Annotated in this window: 18 protein-coding genes and 1 pseudogene; 16 read left to right on the forward strand and 3 right to left on the reverse strand. The window is 71.6% G+C overall.

The features are described 5' to 3' along the window. Positions 1-639: 639 nt before the first annotated feature. Together ACFYMP_RS03460 and ACFYMP_RS03465 are read left to right on the forward strand one after the other, a co-directional pair. Positions 640-3,759, forward strand: a complete 3,120-nt coding sequence (locus ACFYMP_RS03460; protein WP_388849805.1) for a SpoIIE family protein phosphatase — start codon at positions 640-642, stop codon at positions 3,757-3,759. A 155-nt stretch (positions 3,760-3,914) separates the two neighbouring features. Then, complete coding sequence (locus ACFYMP_RS03465) at positions 3,915-5,114, forward strand: hypothetical protein (protein WP_388849808.1); 1,200 nt, start codon at positions 3,915-3,917, stop codon at positions 5,112-5,114. A 4-nt stretch (positions 5,115-5,118) separates the two neighbouring features. On the opposite strand, the gene ACFYMP_RS03470 is transcribed toward ACFYMP_RS03465, so the two are convergent. Both ACFYMP_RS03470 and ACFYMP_RS03475 read right to left on the reverse strand, forming a co-directional pair. Next, the gene (locus ACFYMP_RS03470) at positions 5,119-5,886 is read right to left on the reverse strand and encodes a GNAT family N-acetyltransferase (RefSeq protein ID WP_388849811.1); all 768 of its coding nucleotides are present in this window, start codon (positions 5,884-5,886) and stop codon (positions 5,119-5,121) included. A 454-nt stretch (positions 5,887-6,340) separates the two neighbouring features. After that, positions 6,341-6,470, reverse strand: a pseudogene (locus ACFYMP_RS03475) (IS5/IS1182 family transposase); the annotation flags it as partial. A gap of 356 nt (positions 6,471-6,826) precedes the next feature. Here ACFYMP_RS03475 and ACFYMP_RS03480 point away from each other — a divergent pair. The 3 genes from ACFYMP_RS03480 (at position 6,827) to ACFYMP_RS03490 (ending at position 8,285) form a co-directional block, all read left to right on the forward strand. Beyond that, positions 6,827-7,360: an RNA polymerase sigma factor gene (locus ACFYMP_RS03480; RefSeq protein ID WP_388849814.1), complete on the forward strand. Its 534-nt coding sequence runs from the start codon at positions 6,827-6,829 to the stop codon at positions 7,358-7,360. Between the two features lie 168 nt (positions 7,361-7,528). After that, positions 7,529-7,993: a hypothetical protein gene (locus ACFYMP_RS03485; RefSeq protein WP_388849817.1), complete on the forward strand. Its 465-nt coding sequence runs from the start codon at positions 7,529-7,531 to the stop codon at positions 7,991-7,993. 19 nt (positions 7,994-8,012) lie between these two features. Continuing rightward, positions 8,013-8,285 (forward strand): hypothetical protein, encoded by a 273-nt coding sequence (locus ACFYMP_RS03490; protein WP_388849820.1) that lies wholly within the window; start codon positions 8,013-8,015, stop codon positions 8,283-8,285. Positions 8,286-8,756: 471 nt separating this feature from the next. On the opposite strand, the gene ACFYMP_RS03495 is transcribed toward ACFYMP_RS03490, so the two are convergent. Beyond that, positions 8,757-9,305 carry an AAA family ATPase gene (locus tag ACFYMP_RS03495; protein ID WP_388849823.1) on the reverse strand — a complete coding sequence of 183 codons (549 nt, stop codon included), beginning with the start codon at positions 9,303-9,305 and terminating at the stop codon, positions 8,757-8,759. A 175-nt stretch (positions 9,306-9,480) separates the two neighbouring features. Here ACFYMP_RS03495 and ACFYMP_RS03500 point away from each other — a divergent pair, with 175 nt between their 5' ends. The 11 genes from ACFYMP_RS03500 to ACFYMP_RS03550 all read left to right on the forward strand — a co-directional run bounded on the left by ACFYMP_RS03500 (position 9,481) and on the right by ACFYMP_RS03550 (position 24,196). After that, entirely contained in the window at positions 9,481-10,026 is a 546-nt protein-coding gene (locus ACFYMP_RS03500) for a DinB family protein (RefSeq protein WP_388849826.1), read from the forward strand. 374 nt (positions 10,027-10,400) lie between these two features. Then, positions 10,401-11,429 (forward strand): D-alanyl-D-alanine carboxypeptidase family protein, encoded by a 1,029-nt coding sequence (locus ACFYMP_RS03505; protein ID WP_388849829.1) that lies wholly within the window; start codon positions 10,401-10,403, stop codon positions 11,427-11,429. Between the two features lie 275 nt (positions 11,430-11,704). After that, entirely contained in the window at positions 11,705-12,196 is a 492-nt protein-coding gene (locus tag ACFYMP_RS03510; protein WP_388849832.1) for a MarR family winged helix-turn-helix transcriptional regulator, read from the forward strand. Between the two features lie 74 nt (positions 12,197-12,270). Next, positions 12,271-13,692: an MFS transporter gene (locus ACFYMP_RS03515; protein ID WP_388850965.1), complete on the forward strand. Its 1,422-nt coding sequence runs from the start codon at positions 12,271-12,273 to the stop codon at positions 13,690-13,692. 69 nt (positions 13,693-13,761) lie between these two features. Then, complete coding sequence (locus ACFYMP_RS03520; RefSeq protein WP_388849835.1) at positions 13,762-14,313, forward strand: isochorismatase family protein; 552 nt, start codon at positions 13,762-13,764, stop codon at positions 14,311-14,313. A 215-nt stretch (positions 14,314-14,528) separates the two neighbouring features. Further along, on the forward strand, positions 14,529-17,045 hold the full coding sequence (locus ACFYMP_RS03525; protein WP_388849838.1) for an ABC transporter family substrate-binding protein: 2,517 nt from the start codon (positions 14,529-14,531) through the stop codon (positions 17,043-17,045). Between the two features lie 207 nt (positions 17,046-17,252). Then, positions 17,253-19,127, forward strand: a complete 1,875-nt coding sequence (typA, locus tag ACFYMP_RS03530; RefSeq protein ID WP_388849841.1) for a translational GTPase TypA — start codon at positions 17,253-17,255, stop codon at positions 19,125-19,127. Positions 19,128-19,352: 225 nt separating this feature from the next. Then, positions 19,353-19,952 (forward strand): hypothetical protein, encoded by a 600-nt coding sequence (locus ACFYMP_RS03535; protein WP_388849844.1) that lies wholly within the window; start codon positions 19,353-19,355, stop codon positions 19,950-19,952. A 602-nt stretch (positions 19,953-20,554) separates the two neighbouring features. Further along, the gene (locus tag ACFYMP_RS03540) at positions 20,555-22,183 is read left to right on the forward strand and encodes an ABC transporter substrate-binding protein (RefSeq protein ID WP_388849847.1); all 1,629 of its coding nucleotides are present in this window, start codon (positions 20,555-20,557) and stop codon (positions 22,181-22,183) included. 152 nt (positions 22,184-22,335) lie between these two features. Continuing rightward, on the forward strand, positions 22,336-23,259 hold the full coding sequence (locus ACFYMP_RS03545) for an ABC transporter permease (protein WP_388849850.1): 924 nt from the start codon (positions 22,336-22,338) through the stop codon (positions 23,257-23,259). After that, on the forward strand, positions 23,252-24,196 hold the full coding sequence (locus tag ACFYMP_RS03550; protein ID WP_388849853.1) for an ABC transporter permease: 945 nt from the start codon (positions 23,252-23,254) through the stop codon (positions 24,194-24,196). The genes ACFYMP_RS03545 and ACFYMP_RS03550 overlap by 8 nt, the downstream gene beginning before the upstream one ends. Position 24,197 lies beyond the last annotated feature (1 nt).

Raw genomic sequence — 24,197 nt, forward strand, 5'->3', positions numbered from 1 at the left:
CTGCCCTCCGACGTCTGACGTCTGCCGTGTCTGTCGCCGGTCGTGTCTGCGGTCTGCGGTCTGCGGTCTGCGGTCTGCGCCGCCTGCCGTGGCTGCCGTCCCGACCCGTGCCCGCCCGTGCCCGCCCGTGCTCGTCCGGCTGGGGAGGGGCGACGACGGTCCTGCCCGGTGGCCGATGGCCGGCGGCGCGGCGCGGCGCGGCGGGGCTCGTGAGCCGTGCCCGTGCGCGCCGGTGACCGGTGGCGCGGGAGCGGCGTCGGGTGCCGGTGGCGGCGAACCGGTCCGTCTCTCGTGATCCGTGTGCTTCCCGTGCCCCTTGTGCCTCCTCGTGCGCCGTACCGCGCCCCCGCGCGCTCCTCGTGCGTGCCGCGGCCGGTTTCCGCGTCCCGTCCCGCTTCTTGGAGCGGTCGTGACACAGGCCGCGCCGGTGTCCCGCCGGCCTTCGGGTTAGGAGGCGTTGCCGCTGGTTAGAAGACAGGGAGCGTCGATCTCCAGGAGGGATTCCGGGGCGGGCCGGAAACCGTCGAGATCGTGCTGTGATCGTGAACGCCGTTTTGTGCGGGCCCGTGGTGCTGGATACTGCGGGAAGCCGCCGCCGGTACTGGTTCCGGACGCGGCGAGCTGGAGGGGACGGTTCGCGTGAGCGATATACCAGCGAAGGCGACGGCCTCCGGGCGGGCGCCGGGTGACATCGTGTGGCAGAGCAGCCCACCGGGTTCGATCTACGACCACATCAAGGTCGCCTCCTTCTCGATCGGCCCCGACGGGACGGTCGACCAGTGGAGCGAGCGGGCCGCGCGCCTGTTCGGCGTGGACGCGGAGGAGGTCGTGGGCCGCGACCCCGTCGAGGCGTTCGTCCCCCCGGAACTCCGGGTGCGGGGCCACCGGAAGATGGCCGAGATCCTGGACGGCAGGGAGTGGACCGGCGTCGTCCCCTTCCGGATGCGCGCGGACCCCCAGGCCCCCGCCCCCCACGGGCACCGCGCCGACCCGGCCGGCTCCGTCGACGGGCTCGCGGAGATCTACGTCATGCCCACCCGCACGGAGCGTGACGACCCCGCCGCCGTCTGCATCGCCGTGGACGTCCGGGTGCTGCGCCGCATCGAGACCGACCTCGCCGCCTCGCAGGCGATTTTCGGCCAATCTCCCTTCGGTTTCGTGCTCTTCGGAACCGACCTCCGGGTACTGCGCGTGAACGACCGGTTCACCTCCGTGTTCGGCGAGCGGCCCGAGGGGCACCGGGGCCGCACCGCCCGCGACTACCTCTCCGGCGGCGAGGCGGACCGGCTGGAAGCCGCGCTGCGGCACGTCCTGGAACGCGGCGGCGCGCTCAACGATCTGACACTCGCCGGATACGTCCCGGGCGGCGAGGACCGGCGCGACTGGTCGATCGACCTCTACCGCGTGCACAGCGGCTCGGGACGGCCCCTCGGGGTGGCCGCGCTCGCCACCGACGTGACCCGCAGGCAGGCCGCCGCCCGGGAGGCCGCGAGCGCCCGCCGCAACCTGGCCCTGCTCAACGAGGCCGGCTCCCGCATCGGCAACTCCCTCGACCTGGAGACCACCGCGCGCGAGCTGCTCGACGTGGCCGTCCCCGGTTTCTGCGACCTCGCCTCCGTGGACCTCTACCAGGGGCTCCTGACCGGCGACGACCGCGCCCCCGGCCTCACCGACGGCAGCGGCGAACTGCGCCGCGTCGCCTTCGCGAGCGCCGTGTCCGACCTGCTGCCGTTCCTGCGCGACCGCACCGCCCCCGCGGACGAGGACCCGGCCGCCCTTCCCGGGCGCCCGCGCCTCCCCGGGGCCCGTGGCGCGCGGGACGACACCGGGGACGGGAACGCGCCGCACAGCGACGGCGGCGCGAGTGACCGTGCTGGCGTGGGCGGCGGCGACAGTGACATCGGCGGTGACCGCACGGACGGCACCGGTGGCGGTGACCGAACGGACGCGGTCGGCGGCGGTGACCGCCGTGACCGCACGGACGTGACCGGTGGCGGCCCCGGGCCGGGCGGCGGGCGGGAACCGGGCGACGAGCCTCAGCAGGAACCTTCTTCCGCCCCCGGGTCCGCCGCTCCGCACCCCGCGTCCGCCCCCGACGCCCGCAGCGACCAGGAGCGTCTTCAGGACTGGAGCGCGTCCCCGGCGGGACCGTTCACCGTCGGACGGCGTACCGAAGGGGCGCAGCGGCCCGCGGACCCGTACGCCAGGGCCAGGGCCGGGCGGCAGGGGCGTGATCCGCACGAACCCGGCGGGGCCGGACGGCAGGGTTCCGGCCACGGCGGGGCCGCCTCCGTGAGCGTCGGCGCCGTGCACCGCTACCCTCCCGGCTCACCGCGCGCCGAGGTCCTGCGCACGGCCGCGCCCGGACTGCTGCCGGGCAGGGACGGCGACCTCGTCCAGTCCACTCTGGCCGTGCCGATGGTCGCGCACGACAAGGTCGTCGGTCTCGCGCAGTTCGCCCGGACCAAGGGCAGCGAACCCTTCGGCGAACGCGACCGGGCGCTGGCCGTGGAACTGGCCGCGCGCGCCGCCGTGTTCATCGACAACGCGCGCCTGTACCGCCGCGAGCACGAACGCGCCCTCATCCTCCAGCGCAGCCTGCTGCCCCCGGGCGACCCCGAGGCGGCCGGGCTCGACATCGCCTGCCGCTACCTGCCGGGCACCACCGCCACCGAGGTCGGCGGCGACTGGTTCGACGTCATCGAACTGCCCGGCCACCGCACCGCCCTCGTGGTCGGCGACGTCATGGGGCGCGGACTGCGGGCCGCCGTCGCCATGGGTGAACTGCGCACCGCCGTAAGGACCCTGGCCCTGCTCGACCTCGAACCGGCCGACGTCCTCTCGCACCTCGACGAGATCGCGCAGGGGCTCGGCTCCCCGCAGCAGACCACCCGCGCCGCCCTCCAGGACCAGGACACCGACCTCGCCGAGGTCTACCTCGCGACCTGCGTCTACGCCGTCTACGACTCGGTGACCCGGCGCTGCACCTTCGCCAACGCCGGTCATCTGCCGCCGGTCGTCCTGGAGCCCGGCGGCGCCGACCGGCCCGCGCAGCTCCTGGACGTCCCCCCGGGCATGCCGCTCGGCGTCGGCGGGGAGCCCTTCGAGGAGGTCACCGTCGAACTGCCGGAGGGCGCGCTGCTCGCCCTCTACACGGACGGGCTCGTCGAGTCCCGCCACCAGCCGCTCGACGAGGGGCTGGAAGCCTTCCGCAACGCGCTCACCGATCCCGCGCTGCCGCTGGAGGACGCCTGCGACCACGTCCTGACCAGCCTCGACACCCACCACGGGGAGGACGACATCGCCCTCCTCATGGCCCGCGTCAAGGGACTGCCGGCCAACGCGGTCGGCGACTGGTCGCTGCCGAGGGAGCCGCGTTCGGTCGGCCGGGCCCGCGAGTACGCCCGCGCGCAACTCGCCGACTGGGACCTCGAAGCCCTCGCCGACACCACCGAGTTGCTGGTCAGCGAACTGGTGACCAACGCCCTGCGCTACGGGGAGGGCGAGATAAGGCTGCGGCTCCTGCTGGACCGCACCCTGGTGTGCGAGGTGTGGGACGCGGGCCTCGTCCAGCCGCGCAGGCGCCGCGCCCGCGACACCGACGAGGGCGGCAGGGGCCTCCAGCTCGTCGGCCTGCTCTCCGCGTCCTGGGGTTCACGCCGCACCCCGCACGGAAAGACCGTGTGGTTCGAACTCGCCCTGCCCGACGGGGACGAGAAGATCGCCGACCCCACCGAGGCGCTGCTGAGCCTGTTCTGACCCCACGCCGCCCGCCCTCCGGCGAGCGGTGATCCGCCCGGCCGGGCCCGCGCCGCCCGCTGGTCTACTCTGAGCGCCTTGCCGGGGGCGTACGTGCGCCCGGCCACGGCGTGCCCCTCCCGCCGGGCGCGGGGACAGGGGCGAGGGGGCGCGGAATGGGCCTGGGGACAGCACCACCACAGGGCGGCCGGGAGGACGAGGAGGACCCGGCGAGCGGGGAAGGCCGTGGCGACGGGCGCCGCGACGACCGGTTCCCGCGCCGGTGGCGCCACCGGCGGCTGCGCACCGCCAGGTGGATCGCGCTCGGCCTCGCCGCCCTCCTCCTCGTACCGGTTCTGAGCGCCGCCGTCTACCTGCGCTTCTCCTTCGCGGGTGACCCCGGCGAGTACACCCGCACCCGGGGCCGCGACGCGATCTGGATCGGGCACGCGTGGGTGGACGGCCGCAAGACCGACGCCGACCTGGACGCCTTCGCGGCACAGATCGAGGACACCGGCCTGCGCGACGTGTACGTGCACACCGGGCCTCTCGAACACGACGGGACGCTCCCGGCCTCGCTGTACCCGAAGGCCGGGTGGCTCGTCGCGGGGATGCGTGAACGGCTGCCCCGCGTACGGGTGCAGGCGTGGCTCGGCGACGTCCTCGCCACCGAGACGCCCGAGGGCATGCGGCTGTCCGAGGCGTCCACCCGTACGGCCTTCCTGGCGAGCGCCCGCCAGGTCCTCGACGCGGGCTTCGGCGGCCTCCACTACGACCTCGAACCCCTGCACTCCGGGGACGAGGACTATCTCGCACTGCTCGACGGCCTCAGGGCACTCACCGCCGAGCGGCACGTACCGCTGTCGGTCGCCGCGCACCAGATCGACCCGCTGCCCGCGCTGCACTCCGTGATGGGCGCGGTCAGCGGCCACCCCAAGTACTGGACGCAGGAGTTCTTCGGCCAGGTAGCCCGGCGCGTCGACCAGATCGCCGTCATGTCGTACGACACGGCGATGCCGCTGGAGAGCCTGTACGGCGGATACGTCGCCGAACAGACCGAACTCGCCCTCGAAGCGACCCCGCCCGGCACGGACCTGCTGATGGGCCTGCCGTTCTACCACGAGGACAAGTGGGGGCACCGGGAGGCCGCCGAGACGGCGCGGGCCGCGGTGCGCGGCGCCCGGCTCGGCCTCGGCAGGACCGACCGCGACCGCCGGCACTTCGGTCTCGCGCTCTACGTGGACTTCGCCGCCGAGCCGGGGGACTGGCGCGCCTACCGCGAGGGCTGGGGCGGTGGGGCCCGAGCCTCCGGGCCCGCGGCGCGGGGGAGCGGGAGCGGGAGCGGGCCGAAGTGGCCCGCTCCCGCCGGCCCTTGACGCGTCAGCCCTGGGGCGCCTCGCCCAGCGTCAGGTAGAGGCGGTTCCCTCGCGGCCGGAAGCCGAGCCGTTCGTACACCCGCCGGGAGCCGTCACCGGAGTACTCCAGCCACACCGATTCCGCTCCCCGCCCGAACACGGTCCGGGTGAGGGCGGCGGTCACGGCCGAGGCGATTCCCCGGCCCCGGAAGCCGGGACGCGTGCCCACGCCCCACAGTTCGCAGGTGCCGACGGCGGGCGCCGACACCCCGGCGCCTCCGGCGACCCCGCCGTCCGGGGCGCGTACGAAGCGCACGGCCCCGCCCTCCTCCTCGGTGCGGCGCAGCCGGGCCGCGCCCTCGGCCGAGGCGGGGAAGACGTTCCCGAAGGCGGCGCAGAGGGCGGCGTCGATCGCCACGAACTCCGCGTCAGTGCGGGGGACTTCCACCACCGGACCGGCCTGGTTCGAAGAGGCGGTCAGGGTCCCGGGCGTGCACACGAGATAGACGTGTTCCTCCTCGGTCGTGAACCCCGCCGCACGCAGGGCGGGTTCGGCGGCGGGCGCGGTGCCGGGCGCGAATTCGAGCCGGGGCAGCAGTCCGCGCTCGCGGAAGGCGGCGATCAGAGCGGCCACGTCGGCCGGGCCGGGCCGGGAACCGGGCAGCACGGTCGCGTAGTTGACGGCGGGGCTGGTGGTGGCCGGGTCGAACCCGGCGACGAAACCACCCGTCTCGACGGTCACCGGGCGGCGACGGAGATGGGCTACGGCATAGTTCTGGACGGAGATGTCCACGGTGAAGACCTCACGGTGCTGCGGAAGGTGGCGGGCGCGCCGCGCGGGCGCGCCGGGAGGGTCCGGCCGCCGTCCGGGAGGGACGGGCCGGCCGTCGCCGGGAAACGGGCACACCGCTTCCGGGCCGCATGGGGCCGCCGTGAGGAAGGCACAACCGGGACGACGACTGCCGTACGGGCAGAGGTCGTTCAGTGCCGACGGCGGCCGCTGGAGGACGCCGGGTTCATGGGCTTCATTCCCTGAGAGTGAGGAGGTCTCCCGGACGGGGCGGATGCGTCCCCCGGTGACACGACACCGGGGACCCTGCCCGAGGCCGGTACTTTCGCACAGCGCCGACAGCCGCGCAAGCGCCCAGGAGCGGCCGGTGCCGGGCCGCTCCGCCTCGCCGCCCCGCCCGGACCACTTCGCCCGGTCGCCTCACCCGGACCACCTTGCCTAAGACCACCGTGTCCCATGTGGTGAGTCGCGCGAGTCGTTTGCGGCAGCGGAGCGCGGCGGCGAGTCCGAGGAAGGCCAGGTAGTTGCGGGCTGGCGTCCGAGCGGTGGTGGAGTCCGCGGTAGCCGGTGAGCCAGGACACGGTCCGCGAAGGCGACACTTCTCGAGGGACTGAGTCCGCGTACTCAGGCGGAGCCCGAGACCGCGATCAGAGACTGTTCCCATGACACCCATCCGCGTCGGGACCGGCGCTTTCAGGCACGTCAGCCGGGCTCTCGCTGCCGGCGCCTGCGCCACTCTGACCCTTGTCGGCTGCGGGACCGATCAGCCCGGTGGCGGTCGCGCACAGGGGGGGGCACCTCCGTGGTGGCAGCCCCGTCATCGTCCGAGCAGGCCGCTTTCTCGCCCGTTCCCGTGCCGGGGGTGGACCGTCAGGCGCGTCCTCGAATGAACGTTCCCGGGGGCTTCTCCGTCGAATAGGTCGGACAGGAGGAAGGGGTGCGGATGCTCGGACGACAGCGCGGCGCACGAGCGGATGGGCGGACGGCGACGGCTGCGCAACAGGCGGACGCCGGCCTCATCCGTGCCGTGCTGGCGCTGGGCGGGGTGCCGTGGGAGGAGATCGACGACGGGGTGCAGCAGGTCAGGCTGAAGCTACTGGAATCGGGAGGCAGAACGGCCACTGGGACGATCCGGTCCCTGGAGGCGTGGGTGTCGGTGGTGGCGTCGCGGGTGGCGGTCGACTGGCACCGGGCGCGGTCCAAGGACACGGGACTGACGGCGAAACTGACCCAGCGCTGGACCGAGCGCTCTTCGCCCGGGTCGGAGGACGAGCGGGTGCTCGCGATCACCGTCACCCAGGGACTCGACGAACTGCCCCCAGCTCAGCGGCAGCTGCTCACCTTGCGCTACTACGCCGACCTGACCGTCCAGGACATCGCCGCAGAACTCGGCGTGCCGGAGGGAACCGTCAAGAGCCGTCTCCACACAGCCGTCGCCGCGCTCGAGGAGCGGCTGCGCGCACGAGAGGTGATCTGAGTGAACCCGTCCAAGGACTCCCGCGACGAGCGGCTGCGCACAGCGTTCGCACTGATCGGGAGTGAGGCCGCCCGGCCCGACCCACCCTCCGCGGCGGCCGCCGGTCCGGATCCGAAAGTGCTCCGTCTGCGACGCCGGGCGCGCCTCGGAGCCGGTGCTCTGATGGCCGTGGCGGCCCTGGTCATCGGTGTGCTGACGCTTGGCCCGAACCCCGAGGGCGGTCCGGAGGGCAGCGGGTCGGCCAACTCCGCTGACCTGAAAGGGCCGTCGACGGAGGAGTGGATCGCCTGCACAGAGTTGATCGCCGTGGGAGACGTCGAGGCTGTCCGTCCGGGGTCCGCAAAGGGACGGCTCGCCGTCGATTTCACCGTGCAGGAGTGGATCAAACCCGCGACGGGCAAGAAGCGCATCGAACTCGACGCCGTCGACCCGCGCATCGACGGCGCGCAGGATCCGTGGAGGGCCGGGCAGCACCTCCTCATCATGGTGCCCCGGAGGACCGACCTCGCCGTCGAGACCTTCGAGAACCGACGCCTGAAGTACTTCCGGCCGCTGATCGCCGAGGCGCTCGAAGGGGCCAAGAGCGCTTCCTGCCCCCCGGGCTGGTGGGCCCCGCAGTCAGGGGGGCGGTGAGGCGCCCCAATCGGAGTGGGTGACGTACGCGGACCACGTCGTGGCGGTCACCCCCGTGTCCGAGCGGGAGATCGCCCCCATCGCGTCGGAGATCGAACGAGGTGAGGGCCTGATCCAGCGGGAGGTGACGCTCAAGGTCACCGGCGTGCTGTGGTCCCGCCCCGGCAGCACGGCGCCCAAGAGCTTCCCGTGGGTCGCCTCCGGCTGGCAGTTCACCGACGGCAGCACCGCGGACAGGACGGAGACGGCCGCGAGGGAGGACTCCCGCATCGAGTCGGGCCACACGTACTAGGGTCTGTTGCGACAGCGCCGGTCAAAGCCACTCGTTGATGGCTGCGAGCAGCACCGTCGCCTCGTAACCTACGCCCAACGTGTCGTACCGCGTGGCCATCGAGCGGTGCCGTGGCAGCCGGTTGATCCACACTCCACCGCGTGACGCCCCTTGGACGTCGTTTCAGTTGGCGATTATGCGGTAGGTGGCGTCTGCACCGCCGCCAAAGCGCAGGCCGGAACTCTTCCTGGCTCTCACGGCGATCGCGACCAGCCTCATCCGCAACCTGCGAGCCAGGACATGGTGCGTTCGACGACCCGGTGGTGACGATCGCCAGCCCCGCGCCGGCCGCAGCCCTGCGGTCGTGAGCCGGAGCGCGGAAGGTGTCACCGGCGGAGCCCGTTGAGCTGGCGGGTGAAGCTGGACGAGGCAGCCTGGTCGTCGCCCACGAGCATTCGGCTTGTCACCCGTACTCGTTCGGCAGCCCTTCTGTCACGGAGAGGAGATGGTCGTCGCCCAACCGGTGGCGGCCACTACCTTCCGTGCGATGTCGACGATGAGCCGCCCGTCCGTCGCCACCCGCACGGTGTCTTCAGGGGCCCGCTGATCCAGGAGCCGTGCCTTGCGGACACTTCCCTCCAGCTCCTGTTCCAGCTCTGAGCCGCGTTCCCGACCCACCAGCCGCTCGCGGGCAGTGGCGTCCGAGGCGGTGAGCAGGACTCGTGTGATCCGTACTCCACCCCCCATGGCACGTTCGAACATGCCCGCCGCCTCCGGCAGCACGCTCAAGGTGTTCGTGTAGACGAGACGCCGGTATCCACGCTGGGTGAAGTTCGCCCACACGGCCGTCAGATTGCTCTCGGTGAGCTCCGCGCGGTGCGGGTCTCCCTCTGGTGCGGGATGCGCCTGCCCCATGAAGTCACCGTCGATGATCGCGTGAGCGACGGCCACGGAGCGCAGCAGCGCCGAGACCTCCCACCCCACCGTTGTTTTGCCGACACCGGCGCGTCCTCCGATAAGCAGTGCTTCCGCGTGGTCCACGCGGGCAGCCTGCCAGCGGGCGACCATCTCAGGCGACGCAATATCGGGCCGGGGGTGACAACAAGCCTGCCTATGTGAAGGCTCGTCGTGCTCAGGCCAACGAGTGATCAAGCCAAAGGAAGCGACGCCTTAATCACCTCGACAAGACGGGCCGGGGCGCGCAGAGTGGCGCCTCATGACCGACACCGGGACAGACCTCCCCACCCAGCCCGCCGCCCGCCCCCGTACCGACCTGCCGCCGAGCTGGAGCGAACGCGACTCGCTCGCCACCTTCCTGGACTACGTCCGCGACACCGCCCGCGCGAAGTGCGCCGGGGTGTCCGCCGAGGACGCCCGCGCCGCGCCCCTGCCCGGTTCGCCGCTCATGACGATGTGCGGACTGATCAGCCACCTCTACTGGGTCGAGTACTCCTGGTTCGAGGTCGTGTTCCTCGGCAAGGAGGACGAGGGACCGTGGACCGACGAGGACCCCGACCGCGAGATGCGGATCGCCCTGGACGTCCCGCTCGCCGACCTGCTGCGCCAGTACGAGGAGCAGAGCGCGCGCCACCGGGAGTTCGTGGCCGCCCGGGACCTCGACGAGAAGGCCGTGCGGCCGGTGCGCGACGGACAGCACGTGACGCTGCGGTGGATCGTCCTGCACCTCATCGAGGAGACGGCGAGGCACAACGGCCACCTCGACCTGCTGCGGGAGACGGTGGACGGAGTCACCGGAACCTGACGCGCGGTCGCCCCCGTGAGCCGGAGGGGAGACGGGAGACCACAGGGGGAGGCGCGCCGTTCGCCGGCTCCGTCACCCGGTCGACCGGGCAGACCCGCGGACCCGGCATATCGGGACGTACGACACCGTGTTGACCGTCTGCCTTGGGCGGGCGGCCGGCAACGCCCCGGTGACGCAGGGGAGTCGGGCGGACGCCGCTCGCGACCGGGAGCACAGGCCCCACCGGTCACCTCCAGAACATCTCCACACTGGTCAGCGCTGTTACGTGGCTGCGACAGACCCGGCTTGACAGTGGTTCTCGTCACGCAAGTAGGTTCGGTGTAAACCTAGTTTCCGTTACGTACCGGCGTTTCCCGCCGGAAGGAGGGACGCCTATGGGTGCCCATGCCCGCCCCCACCGGATCCACCGCGCAGGAGTCCGTTTCGCCACCGTCGCCCTGGTCGGGGCCGCGCTGCCGTTCAGCGCCGTCGGGCTCGCGGAGGCGGCCACCCCGGGGGCCTCCACCCCGGGGGCCTCCACCTCCGCCGACGACAACGGCGGACCGGACGCCCGCACCACCGCGCCCGCCGCCCCGGCCCAGGGCGCGTCGCAGCAGGCCCAGGACCCGAAGGACCAGGCCGCGCCGCAGATCAACGCCGACCACGCCTTCCTGCTGGACGCCCGCGACGGCAGTCAGGAGCGCGACCTGTGGGGCGGGGCCAAGGCCGACGAGAGCGTGCCGATGGCCAGCACCACCAAGATCATGACGGCCATGGTGGTGCTCAACCACCCGGAGTGGCTGGACCGGTCGATCACGGTGAAGCAGGAGTACCGGGACTACGTGCAGAAGGAGGGCGCCAGCACCGCCGACCTCCAGACCGGCGACACGCTGACCGCCAGGCAACTGCTGCACGCCATGCTGCTCCCCTCCGGCGCGGACGCCGCGATGGCCCTGGCCGACAGCTTCGGCTCCGGGGACACCCTGGACGCGCGGATCGCCGACTTCATCGGCCAGATGAACGCCCAGGCGCAGCAACTCAACCTGAAGGGAACGCACTTCGACTCCTTCGACGGCATCTCGAAGGGCGACAACCGCAGCACCGCCCGCGATCTGGCCAAGCTCGGCCAGCGCGCGATGCTGAAGCCGGTGTTCGCCGACGTCGTGAAGGACACGCAGTACAAGGCCGAGGCCCCGGCGGCCAACGGCCGCACCCGGTACTACACCTGGACCAACACCAACGAGCTGCTGGGCAGCTACGACGGCGCCCTGGGTATCAAGACCGGCAGCGGCCCGGAGGACGGGTACTGCGTCGTCTTCGCCGCGAAGCGGGACAACCGCACCCTGGTGGGCGCGATCCTCGGGGACGACACGGGCCGCTTCGACGACGCCACCAAGATGCTGGACTGGGGCTTCGCCCACTGAGACGCCCACCGACGCGCCCCGGCACCGGGCGGCCCTCGCGCCGACCGGCCGCCCCGGCACCCTGAGCGCACTCGCGAACCGCACGAAGGGCCCCGGCCCCCGACCCCCGCCACGTCCTCACCCCACAGGGACGAGCGGGGGTCTTCGCTTGCCCGCTCGCCGGCCTGTTCGCCGGTCCGCCGGCCGCTTCCGAGGGGCGGGCCCGACCCTCCGTCCTCCGCCCGTCACCCACGGCGAGTTTGCAAGGCAACCTGTCGACCCGTACCGTCAGATACATGCCCGATACATCCGATGCCCCCGTCGGGGCCGCCTCCACGGCCGGTGCCACGGCCGGTGCCACGGTCTCCGAGAAGGAGCTGGCCGCCGAGCTGACGGCCGTCGTGGGGCGTCTGATGCGGCGCCTGCGCACCTCCTCGTCCGGCCTGCTGCTGAGCCCCACGCAGCGCTCCGCCCTGTCCCGCCTGGACCGGAGCGGCCCCATGACCACCGCCGCCCTGGCCCGTGCCGAGTACGTACGACCCCAGTCCATGCGCGGGACCGTCGGGTACCTGGAGGAACAGGGGCTCGTCGGGCGGGCGCCCGATCCCGGTGACGGCAGGCAGCTCGTCGTCTCCGTGACGGCGCGGGGCCGCGCCGTGCTCGCCGAGGTGCGCGCCTCCAAGCGCAGCTGGCTCACCCAGGCGCTCACCGACCACCTCACGGAGGCCGAACAGCGCACCCTCGCCGAGTCCGTCGCCCTCATGGAGCGGCTGGTGGAGGAGAGTTGAGCCGCCGCGAGAGCGGGAACGCCGGGGGCGCCGGTAATGCCGGGGGCGCCAGCGGCACCCGCCAGGAGGAGGACATACCCGTCCCGGACGCGCGGGCCGGCGCCTCGGCCGCCCGGACCTCGGCCCCGGGCGGCCCCGGACCGGCCGGGTTCGGCGCCCGGCTGACCACCCCGCTGCTGCTCGGCTCGTTGCTCAACCCCCTCAACACCACGATGATCTCCACCGCCCTGGTGGCGATCGGACGCGACTTCGGGATCGGCGCGGCCGACACGGCCTGGCTCATCTCCGTGCTCTACCTCGCGAGCGCCGTGGGACAGCCCGTGCTCGGCAAGCTCGCCGACGTGATCGGCCCGCGCCGGGTCTTCCTCGCCGGGCTGCTGGTGGTCCTCGCCTCCGGCCTCGTCGGCACCCTCGCCCCGGACTTCGGCTGGCTCGTCGTGTCCCGGCTGCTGCTCGGCATCGGTACGTCGGCGGCCTACCCCGCCGCCATGTCCGTCCTGCGCGACGAGTCCCGCCGGCTCGGGCGCCCCACCCCCCGTACCGTCCTCGCGCGGCTCTCCTTCGCCGGGATCGGCTCGACGGCGGTGGGGCCCACCCTCGGCGGGGTCCTGGTCGGGGCCTTCGGCTGGCGGGCGATCTTCGCCGTCAACATCCCGATGGCCCTGCTCGCCCTCGCCTTCGCGCTCGTCTGGATTCCCGCCGACCCGCCGCGTGCCGCCGGTGCGGCCGGAGCGCCCCCGAAGCTCGCGATCGACCCGCTCGGCATCGGGCTGTTCGCGACCGCCCTCACCTTCCTGTGCTTCTTCCTCCTCGACCTCTCCGACCCGGTGTGGTGGCTGCTCGCCCCGTTCGCGGCGGCCACCGCGGCCCTCGTGACCTGGCAACTGCGCACCCCCGCCCCCTTCATCGACCTGCGGATGATCGCCCGTAACGGCCCGCTCGCCCGCACCTACCTGCGGCACGGGCTGAGCTACCTCCAGATCTACTGCGTGATGTACGGCTACACCCAGTGGCTGGAGGAGGCGCGCGGTTTCTCCTCGGGGGCCACCGGGCTGGTCATGCTGCCGATGTCGCTGTCGGCGCTGGTCTGCTCACTGGCCGGGGCCCGCACCCGCGGCATCCGCGCCCCGCTCCTGGCCGGCGCGGTGCTGCTCACGGCGGGCGCGGGCGTGCTCGCGCTCGTCTCGGGGGACACCCCGCTCGCCGTCCTCCTGCTCGTCGGCGCCTGCTTCGGCATCCCGCAGGGCTTCATCGGCACGAGCAACCAGGCCGCCGTCCAGCAGCACGCCCCCGCCGAGTCGATCGGCTCGGCGGCGGGGCTCCAGCGGACCGCGCAGTACATCGGCGCGATCACCGCCTCCAGCCTCATCGCCCTCGCCTACGGGCGGCAGGCCGACGACTCCGGTATGCATCTCATGGCCGGGGTGTCCGTCGTACTCGGCGCCGGCCTCCTCGTCCTCACCCTGACCGACCGGGCCCTGCGCGCCCGCGCCTGAGCCCGGCCCCCTGTCCACCCACCGTTCCGTCCCATTCCCCGAACGAATCCGCAAGGGAGCACCACCACCATGACCGCCACCACCCTCGACCCGCGTACCGCGCTGATCGTCGTCGACCTCCAGAAGGGCATCGTCGGGCTGCCGACCGCGCACCCGGCCGCCGGGATCGTCGAGCGCTCGGCGAAGCTCGCCTCGGCCTTCCGCGCCAAGGGGCTGCCCGTCGTCCTCGTCAACGTCACGGGCGGCGCCCCCGGCCGCACCGAGGGCCAGGGCGGCGGCCAGCAGCCGCCCGCCGACTGGGCCGACCTCGTCCCCGAACTCGGGGCGCGGGACGAGGACATCCGCGTCACCAAGAACACCTGGGGCGCCTTCTACGGCACCGACCTCGACTCCCAGCTGCGCCGCCGCGGCATCACCCAGGTCGTGCTCACCGGCATCGCCACCAGCATCGGCGTCGAGTCCACCGCCCGCTTCGCCCAGGAGTACGGCTACAACGTGACCGTCGTGACCGACGCGGTGACCGACATGAGCGCCGAGTCCCACGCCAACAGCGTCGAGCGCGTCTTCCCGAGGCTCGGCGAGACCGGCACGACCGAGGAGGTCCTCAAGCTCCTCGGCTGAGCGCACCCGTCCGTACCGGCGCCCCGTGCCCCTCCCCCTCGGAGGGGCACGGGGCGCCGGCGCGTCCCGGTCCCGGGCCGCGTACCGCCCCGGCCCCCCATCCGCCGCGACATCTGCCTCCATACAGGTGATCCCACCGGCGAAAGGCACGGAACAGGCAATACATGTGATCAGCCAGTAATCGGACAGGCGGCAAGCCCGGAGGTACCAGGACAATGAAGTGCAGCGGCCCCCGACTCCGCTCCGTCGCGTTCCTCGCGACCGGCGTACTCGTCCTGCCGGGACTCGCCGCGTGCGGCGGCGACTCCGACCGGGCGGCCCCCGCCGCGCCGGGCCCCGGGCCCGACATCCGCCCGGCCGCCCGCGATCAGGTCCGTGAGGGCTCCACGCTGCGCTGGGCGGTCGACTCCGTACCCGCGACCCTCAACACCTTCCAGGCCGACGCGGACGCCACCTCCTCGCGCGTGGCCTCCGCCGTCCTGCCGTCGATGTTCACCCTCGACCGGCAGGGCCGCCCCGTACGCTCCGCCGACTTCCTGGACTCCGCCGAGGTCGTCCGCACCGAACCCCGGCAGGTCGTCGAGTACCACCTCAGCGCGAAGGCCACCTGGAACAACGGCCGCGAGATCGGCGCCCCCGACTTCGTCGCCCAGTGGCAGGCCCTGCGCGGGAAGAGCAGCGCGTACTGGACCGCGCGGAACGCCGGCTACGAACGCATCGAGAAGATCGAGCGCGGCAGGAACGACCTCACCGTCCTGGTGACCTTCGCCAAGCCCTACGCCGACTGGCGCGCGCTCTTCTCCCCGCTCTACCCGCGCGAGGTCATGGGCTCCCCGGACACCTTCAACGACGGCGCCCGCAACAAGCTCGCCGTCTCCGCCGGGCCCTTCCAGGTCGCCGGGGTCGACCGGGACGAGGGCGAGGTCACGCTCACCCGCAACCCGCGCTGGTGGGGGGCCAGGGCCAAGCTCGACAAGGTCGAACTGCTCCGGGTCCGCCCGGCCGACCGCACCGAGGCCCTGCTCTCGGGCACCGTCGACCTCGCCGAGATCCAGCCCGAGGACGCCCGCCGCGTCGCCCTGGCCGCGCGCGACCGCGGCGGCAGCGGGCCCCTCGCCCACGGACCCGGCGCGGGCCGGACCCCCGCCGAGGCCCTGCGCTCCTGGGCCGTCGCACACGGCTCGGGGGCGAAGGCCGCCGAGGCCGAGCAGAGGAACCGGGCCGCCCTCGACAAGGCCCGCGCGCGGTACGCCGCCGAGCAGAAGTCGCTGGGCAAGTACCGGCTCCGCAAGACCCTGCAACCGGCCTACACCCAGCTCGCCCTCAACGGGGAGAGCGGCCCCCTCGCCGACGAACGGGTCCGCCGCGCCGTCGCCCGCGCCATCGACCGGCAGTCGCTCGCCGACTTCGTCCTCAAGCCGCTCGGCCTGCCCGCCAGGACCGTCGGCAGCCACCTCGCGCTCGCCGGACAGCAGGGCTACCAGGACAACAGCGGCGCCCTCGGCGACCAGGACACCGTCGAGGCGCAGGCCCTGCTCGCCGACGCCGGCTGGACCAGGCCGGAGGGCGGCCGGCACGCGGCCGGCGGCACGGCGGGCGGCGCCGAGGCCACCGGCAGCCCGGAGCCCAGCGGCAGCCCCTCCGCCTCCGGCACCCCCGAGACGGGCGCGAGCGCCACGGGCGACGACGGCTCGGAGGACGACGGCAAGCCCGGCCGCGAGGCCCCGGCCAGGAAGGCCGAGGCGGAGAAGCAGGCCGAGAAGAAGACGGAGCGCAAGGGCGCCGAGAAGGCGGGCGGCGCGGCGCACGAGAAGGTCGCCTCGGCCCTCGGCGAGGGCACCGGCCTCAACAAGGCCGCCGGGGCCGCGGGCGCCTACGCGCCCAAGGGCACCCCCGCCCCCCAGGCACCCCCGGCCGGCGCCCAGCGCGCCCCCGGCCTGCTGGACAAGGACGGCAAGCAGCTCACCCTCCGCTTCGTCCTGCCCACCGGCGCCGGGACCGAGACGCTGCGCTCGGTGGGGGAGAAGATCGCCGGGATGCTGGAGAAGATCGGCATCCGCACCGACATCTCCCGGGTCCCCGAGGCCGGGTTCTTCAAGGACCACGTCGCCTCCGGCGAGTACGACATGGCCCTCTACTCCTGGCCCGGCACCGCCTTCCCCGCGACCGACGCCCGGCCCGTCTACGGCAAACCGGTCCCCGCGGCGGACGGCTCCCTCAACGTCGACCAGAACTACACGCGGGTCGGCACCGACCGCATCGACCAGCTCCTCGACCAGGCGGCCGGCACCCTGGACGAGAAGGAGGCGCACGCCCTCATGCGCAAGGCCGACGCCCGGATCTGGGCCGCGGCCGGCTCCGTCCCCCTCTACCAGCGCCCCGAGCTGGTCGCCGCCCGCCCCGACGTGGTCAACGCCGGCGCCTTCGGCTTCACGACACCCGTCTGGCAGGACCTCGGCTTCAGCGCGCGGAAGTCCCCGGCCGGCGGCGCCCCCGCCGCCCCGTCCGGCGCGCCCACCCCGGCGGGCGGGCCCGGGAAGAGCACCACCGAGCCGGGCGGGAACCCTGGGAAACAGGACAAGACGGACGAGAGCGCGCGCCGCGAGGACAGGGCCACCACCAAGAACACCGCGGGGCCCGGTGACGCGGAGGACACCGAGACGTACGAGCACCTGAGCCAGTACGACGAGTCCGAGCGCTACGACGCCGACAAGGACTACGAGAACCCCTGAGGCACCCGGCCCGGACGCCGCCCGCACGCCGCCGACCGGCCCGAACCCGGTGGCGTCCGGGCCGCCCGGCCCCTTGACGGCGCCCGCGCCCAGCACCACGGCGCGGGCGCCGTACCATGGGGTAAGGCCGTGGCATGTTCCGCCCGGCAGGGCGCGCGTACCGGACCGGACGCGCAGCCATCCACGAATCCGGGAGAAGCGCCGCAAGTGCCCACGCGCCACGACATCCGTAACGTAGCCATCGTCGCCCACGTCGACCACGGCAAGACGACCCTCGTCGACGCCATGCTCAAGCAGGCCGGCTCCTTCGCCGCGCACGCGGCGGAGAGCCTCGACGAACGCATGATGGACTCGAACGACCTGGAGCGTGAGAAGGGCATCACGATCCTGGCCAAGAACACGGCCGTCAAGTACCACCCGAAGGATGGCGGAGACGTCATCACCATCAACATCATCGACACCCCCGGCCACGCCGACTTCGGTGGTGAGGTCGAGCGCGGCCTGTCGATGGTGGACGCGGTGGTCCTGCTGGTCGACGCCTCCGAGGGCCCGCTGCCCCAGACCCGTTTCGTCCTGCGCAAGGCGCTCGACGCGCGGCTGCCGGTGATCCTCTGCATCAACAAGACGGACCGCCCCGACTCGCGGATCTCCGAGGTCATCGACGAGACCTACGACCTCTTCCTCGACCTCGACGCCGACGAGGACCAGATCGAGTTCCCCATCGTCTACGCCTGCGCGCGCGACGGGGTCGCCTCGCTCACCAAGCCGGAGGACGGCACCGTCCCCGCCGACAGCGACAGCCTGGAGCCGTTCTTCACGACGCTCCTGGAGACCGTCCCCGCCCCCGAGTACGACGAGGCGGCGCCGCTCCAGGCCCACGTCACCAACCTGGACGCCGACAACTTCCTCGGCCGTATCGCGCTGTGCCGCGTCGAGCAGGGCGAGCTGCGCAAGGGCCAGACCGTCACGTGGATCAAGCGTGACGGCACGATGTCCAACGTGCGCATCACCGAGCTGCTCATGACCGAGGCGCTCACCCGCAAGCCCGCGGACAAGGCCGGCCCCGGCGACATCTGCGCCATCGCGGGCATCCCCGACATCATGATCGGCGAGACCCTGGCCGACCCCGAGAACCCGGTCGCGCTGCCGCTCATCACGGTCGACGAGCCGGCCATCTCGATGACCATCGGCACCAACACCTCGCCGCTGGTCGGCAAGGGCGGCCGCGGCCACAAGGTCACCGCCCGCCAGGTCAAGGACCGCCTCGACCGCGAGCTGATCGGTAACGTCTCGCTGCGCGTCCTGGACACCGAGCGCCCCGACGCCTGGGAGGTGCAGGGCCGCGGTGAGCTGGCGCTCGCCATCCTCGTCGAGCAGATGCGCCGCGAGGGCTTCGAGCTGACCGTCGGCAAGCCCGAGGTCGTCACCAAGCAGATCGACGGCAAGACCCACGAGCCGATCGAGCGCATGACGATCGACTCCCCCGAGGAGCACCTCGGCGCGATCACCCAGCTCATGGCGACCCGCAAGGGCCGTATGGAGACCATGACGAACCACGGCTCCGGCTGGGTCCGCATGGAGTGGATCGTGCCCTCGCGCGGACTCATCGGCTTCCGCACCGAGTTCCTCACCCAGACCCGCGGCACCGGCATCGCGCACTCCCTCTTCGAGGGCCACGAGCCGTGGTTCGGCGAGCTGCGCACCCGCCACAACGGCTCGCTGGTCGCGGACCGTTCGGGCGTCGTCACCCCCTTCGCGATGGTCAACCTCCAGGAGCGCGGGGTCATCTTCACCGAGCCCGGCACCGAGGTGTACGAGGGCATGATCGTCGGCGAGAACTCGCGCGCCGACGACATGGACGTGAACATCACCAAGGAGAAGAAGCTCACCAACATGCGTGCCGCTTCCGCCGACACCACCGAGAACGTGGTGCCCGCGCGCAAGCTCTCCCTGGAGCAGTCCCTGGAGTTCTGCCGCGACGACGAGTGCGTCGAGGTCACCCCGGAGACGGTCCGCATCCGCAAGGTCGTCCTCGACCAGAAGCTCCGCGGCCGCGCCGCCTCGCGCGCCAAGCACGGCTGATCCGGGGCGCCTTCGGGCCACGGCAGAAGGGCCGGTTCCACGCCATCGGGCGCGGAACCGGCCCTTCTGCCATGCCCGTGTCCGGCCGGTTGCTCAAATTCTCCTCAGGTAAGCGTTGTCTCCCCAGGCGCGTTTGGTTCACTGCTCGGTGTTCGCGCACATCACACGAACGGGGACGCGCCGTCATGCACAGGGCATCGGCGCCGAATCAAGGGGGAAACGCGTATGTCCGGAAGAATGGTGGCGGGTACGGCGGTGGCGGGACTCATCGGTTCGCTCCTGGTGCTCGCGCCCGCCGCGGGTACCGCCTCGGCTGCTCCCGCGATCTGCGACCGGGGTACGACCAGCGTCAAGTGGGTGCAGACGAGCCACAGCCGCGTTCTGACCCACAAGGTGAAGGGCTACGAGAAGGGCTACTCGGGCGGCAAGCGCACGATCAGCAAGACGCTCGCCCACGACAAGACGCTGTCCTCGGACCGCACCATCACGAGCGGGGTCAACGCGGGCTTCTCGGTGGCCAAGGTGCTGGCCAGCCTCGACGCGCATGTCGAGGGCACCTACACGCGTTCCAAGGGGAAGACGACCAGTAAGAGCGTCACGGTCACCGACGAACTGACGAAGAAGGGCCGTTACTTCTTCTATCTGGGCCGGCTCAAGGCGTCCGGCTACTGGCAGGGCTACAAGTGCGACGGCGGCACGAAGTGGCTGTCGGTCGCGCACGGCACCGCCAAGTCCTTCGGCGCATCCGTGGACGGCGCCGTGCGCTGCGGAGAGAAGGTCAGCGGCAAGAGCATCGGCGCCCTGGTGCAGAAGAAGTACTGCTGACCCGAGCCGCCGTCGCGGCAGTGGGACATGCCGCTTCCGGCCGGGGCACCGGCCGGAAGCGGCATGTCCCGTTCAGCGGACCGGCCTTGCGCGACGAACCTGACGAGGAGTCGAACGAGGCCGGTCCTCACCTTGGCGCACGGCGACCCGTTCGCTACGCTTCCGCGCAATCCGGTCGACGCGCGTCGACCCTTGCCGGAACCGGCCGGAGCCAGGGCTGGATCCGGGCTCGGCGCGCGTCATTGCGGCAAGTCGCGCTCACGCAACCCGTTTTTCCCTCCGGGGCATCCGTATAGCGGAACGACATGACCGATAGATGTGTAACGAGTCCGTTTCGGGACCATCTATCTGGCATCCTTTTGTCCGGATTTTGGAACAAGTTTAAGACCGGCGTGACCGAACCGAGATCAAAAGGGTGTGGTGGCCCCTCATCGCATGCCTAATAGTTGGCGCGTAGAGCTCGGGTCAATGGGTCACGCGCTGGGGGAAGCGCCGACTCACGAGCACACTGGGGTACTTCGAAGCTTCGCCGTCAGGGGTGTCGGCGACGTGACTCGTACCCCCTCTTGTAGTGAACAAGTGGACTCATGAGGAGGAAACCCATGCGTGGTGCCAGAAGCGCCAAGTGGGTCGCGGGCGCAATCGTGGTGGCTCTCGCGGCGACCGCCTGCGGTGGCGACGGCGACGGCGACAGCGGGGACAAGAAGGACAAGAAGGCGGCGGCCCCTCAGGTCGTGATGGAGCTGGGCGAGCCGCAGAACGGGCTCATACCCTCCAACACCTACGAGTCCGAGGGCAGTGAGGTCATGAACGCCCTGTTCACCGGCCTCGTGCGCTACGACGAGAAGAACCAGACACAGCTGGACATGGCCGAGTCGATCGAGACGACGGACAACAAGGTCTGGACGATCAAGATCAAGCCGGGCTACACCTTCCACAACGGCGAGAAGGTCACCGCCGAGTCCTACGTCAACGCCTGGAACTACGGCGCCAACCAGGACAACACCCAGGAGACCAACCCGCTGTACGCCAAGATCAGCGGCTACGCGGACCTCAACCCGGGTGAGAAGAAGAAGCCGGCGACCGACAAGCTCAAGGGGCTCCAGGTCGTTGACGAGTCCACGTTCAAGGTGACGCTCGACGCCCCCTTCAGCGCCTTCAAGACGCTCCTCGGCTTCAACGCCTTCTACGCCCTGCCCAAGGTGTTCTTCGACGACCCGAAGGCTTTCGAGACCGCGCCGGTCGGCAACGGCCCCTTCAAGATGTCCGGCAAGTTCGAGCACAACGTCCAGATCAAGACGGTCAAGTACGCCAAGCACCCCGACGCGGGCAAGATCAAGGTCGGTGGGGTCACCTTCAAGATCTACACCGACCAGGAGACCGCCTACCGCGACCTCCAGGGCGGCACCGTCGACATCATGGACACCCTCCCGGTCTCCGCCCTCGGCACCGCCAAGAGGGAGCTGGGCGACCGGTACATCACCGGCGTGGACTCCGCCGTGGCCTACATCGGTTTCGACAACTCGACGCTCAAGGCCACCGACGCGGACACGCGCAAGGCGATCTCCATGGCCATCGACCGGAAGTCCATCACCGAGAAGGTCTTCCTCGGCGCGACCACCCCGGCCGACGACTTCATCAACCCGCTGGTCCCCGGCAACCGCAAGGGCGCCTGCACGGCGTGCGCCTACGACCCGGCCGAGGCGAAGAAGCTGTACGACAGCGCCAAGGGCCTGCCGGGCGACACGCTCAACCTCGCCTACAACGCGGACGGCGACCACAAGACGTGGATCGAGGCGGTGGCCAACCAGCTGGAGGAGAACCTCGACATCAAGGTCACCGTCCAGCCCAAGGAGCAGTTCGCCACCATCCTCGACGAACTGGGCGACAAGAAGTACAAGGGCGCCTTCCGCCTCGGCTGGTCGATGGACTACCCCTCCGCCGAGAACTACCTGCGCCCGATCTTCTCCGAGGAAGCCATCGAGAACGGCTCCAACTACTCGGGCTACGTCAACAAGGACGTCGAGAAGTACCTGGACCAGGCCGACCAGGCGCCCTCCGCCGAGGAGGCGCTGAGCCTCTACCAGAAGGCCGACGACGTCATCCTCAGCGAGATGCCGTACCTGCCGATCTACTTCTACGCGCGCAACGCCGGGCTGAGCAAGGACATCAAGAGCGCCACCATCGACTCGATGGCCCAGGTCGACTGGACGTCCGTCACGCCTTCCTGACGCTTTCCCGTCAAGGCGTGCGACCGGTGTGGGGGTGACCGCAGGCTCTGCCTCCGGCGCCCCCGCGCCGCGTGGCCGCCGCGCCCCCCAGTACCGGCCCCGGGGTCCACCGCCCCCGCCCCGGGGCCGGAATCCGTGACTCTGGAGACCTCATGGGTCGTTTTCTCGTACGGCGGCTGCTGCAGGCGATCCCTGTACTGCTCGGCGCCACCTTCCTCATCTTCTGCCTGGTCTTCGCCCTTCCCGGCGACCCCATCCAGATGCTCGCCGGCGACAAGCGCGCCGACCCCAACATCTCCGCGCTCCTGCGCGAGCAGTACCACCTCAACCAGCCCCTCTACCAGCAGTACCTGCACTACATGGGCGGGCTGCTGACCGGCGACTTCGGCGAGACCTACACGGGCCGGTCGGTCGCCGACATCATGGGCGAGCGCTTCCCGGTGACCCTGCGCCTGAGCCTCATCGCCTTCGCGATCGAAGCGGTCGTCGGCGTCCTGGCCGGCGCCGCCTCCGCGCTCGGCCGGGGAAAGTTCCTCGACAACATCGTGCTCATCAGCACCCTCGTGCTGGTCTCGGTGCCGGTATTCGTGCTCGGCTCGATCCTCCAGCTCGTCCTCGGCGTCAAATGGGGTGTACTGCCCATCAGTTACGACGAGGAGAAGCCGCTCAGCCTCCTGCTGCCGGGCATCGTGCTCGCCGCGGCCTCCATGGCCTACGTCACCCGGCTCACCCGGACCAGTCTCATGGAGACGCTGCGCGCCGACTACGTGCGCACCGCCACCGCCAAGGGGCTGCGCCGCGGCAGAGTCATCGGCCGGCACGCCATGCGCAACGCGCTCATCCCGATCGTCACCTTCCTCGGGGCCGACCTCGGAACCCTCATGGGGGGCGCCATCATCACCGAGCGGTTGTTCAACATTCCCGGTGTCGGGGGCCAGTTGGCCCAGTCGGTGTACCTGCGCGAACAGCCCGTCGTGGTCGGCATCGTGACCTGCCTGATCCTCGTCTACATCGCCGCCAACCTCATCGTCGACCTGCTGTACGCCGTGCTGGACCCGAGGATTCGCTATGCCTGACATCACCACCGACAAGGTGCCCGCACCGGCCGCGATACCGCCCAGCCCCTCGCCCGGGGACAAGGGGGAACCGAAGCCGGAACGCGTCGCGAGCATGTGGTCCGACGCCCGGCACGACCTGATCCGCAACCCGATCTTCGTGATCTCGGCGTTTCTGATCCTCTTCCTGCTCGTGATGGCGGCCTTCCCCGGCCTGTTCGTGGACCGCAGCCCCTTCGAGAAGGGCTTCTGCCAGCTCGCCGACTCCGCCGAGAAGCCGAGCGGGGCGCACTGGTTCGGTTTCGACACCCTCGGCTGCGACATCTACACCCGTACCGTCTACGGCACCCGCAACTCGGTCATCGTCGGCGTCGTCACCAGCGTGCTCACCACCCTGGCCGGCGGGCTGCTCGGCATGGTCGCGGGGCTGCGCGGCGGCTGGCTGGACGCGGTGCTCTCGCGCGTCACCGAGATCTTCTTCGCGCTGCCGCTCATGCTCGGCGGTCTGCTCGTCGCCTCGATCTTCCAGGCCGGGAACGTCTGGACGGTCGCCCTGATCCTCGCCGCCCTCGGCTGGCCGCAGGTCTTCCGCATCATGCGCGGAACGGTCCTCGCCAACAAGCACAACGACTACGTCATGGCCGCCCGCGCCCTCGGCGCGGGCACGTGGCGGATCGCCACGCGGCACGTCCTGCCCAACGCGGTCGCCCCGGTCATCGTCATCACGACCATCAACCTCGGCGTCTACATCACGGCCGAGGCGGCGCTCTCGTACCTCGGCATCGGGGTGCAGTCGCCGAACATCTCCTGGGGACTCATGATCAGCGACGCCCAGCAGCGGTTCCTGAGCTCCCCGCACATGGTGCTGTTCCCCTCGCTCTTCCTGAGCGTCACGGTGCTCGCCTTCATCATGCTCGGCGACGCGGTGCGCGACGCCCTCGACCCCAAACTGCGCTAGA

This window comes from Streptomyces sp. NPDC007088, from assembly GCF_042869355.1.
Lineage (GTDB): Bacteria > Actinomycetota > Actinomycetes > Streptomycetales > Streptomycetaceae > Streptomyces.

Coding starts and splice junctions, on each gene's coding strand:
- ACFYMP_RS03465 (WP_388849808.1), top strand. CDS start 3,915: ATGGGCCTGGGGACAGCACCACCACAGGGCGGCCGGGAGGACGAGGAG.
- ACFYMP_RS03480 (WP_388849814.1), top strand. CDS start 6,827: ATGCTCGGACGACAGCGCGGCGCACGAGCGGATGGGCGGACGGCGACG.
- ACFYMP_RS03500 (WP_388849826.1), top strand. CDS start 9,481: ATGACCGACACCGGGACAGACCTCCCCACCCAGCCCGCCGCCCGCCCC.
- ACFYMP_RS03505 (WP_388849829.1), top strand. CDS start 10,401: ATGGGTGCCCATGCCCGCCCCCACCGGATCCACCGCGCAGGAGTCCGT.
- ACFYMP_RS03510 (WP_388849832.1), top strand. CDS start 11,705: ATGCCCGATACATCCGATGCCCCCGTCGGGGCCGCCTCCACGGCCGGT.
- ACFYMP_RS03520 (WP_388849835.1), top strand. CDS start 13,762: ATGACCGCCACCACCCTCGACCCGCGTACCGCGCTGATCGTCGTCGAC.
- ACFYMP_RS03525 (WP_388849838.1), top strand. CDS start 14,529: ATGAAGTGCAGCGGCCCCCGACTCCGCTCCGTCGCGTTCCTCGCGACC.
- ACFYMP_RS03535 (WP_388849844.1), top strand. CDS start 19,353: ATGTCCGGAAGAATGGTGGCGGGTACGGCGGTGGCGGGACTCATCGGT.
- ACFYMP_RS03540 (WP_388849847.1), top strand. CDS start 20,555: ATGCGTGGTGCCAGAAGCGCCAAGTGGGTCGCGGGCGCAATCGTGGTG.
- ACFYMP_RS03545 (WP_388849850.1), top strand. CDS start 22,336: ATGGGTCGTTTTCTCGTACGGCGGCTGCTGCAGGCGATCCCTGTACTG.
- ACFYMP_RS03550 (WP_388849853.1), top strand. CDS start 23,252: ATGCCTGACATCACCACCGACAAGGTGCCCGCACCGGCCGCGATACCG.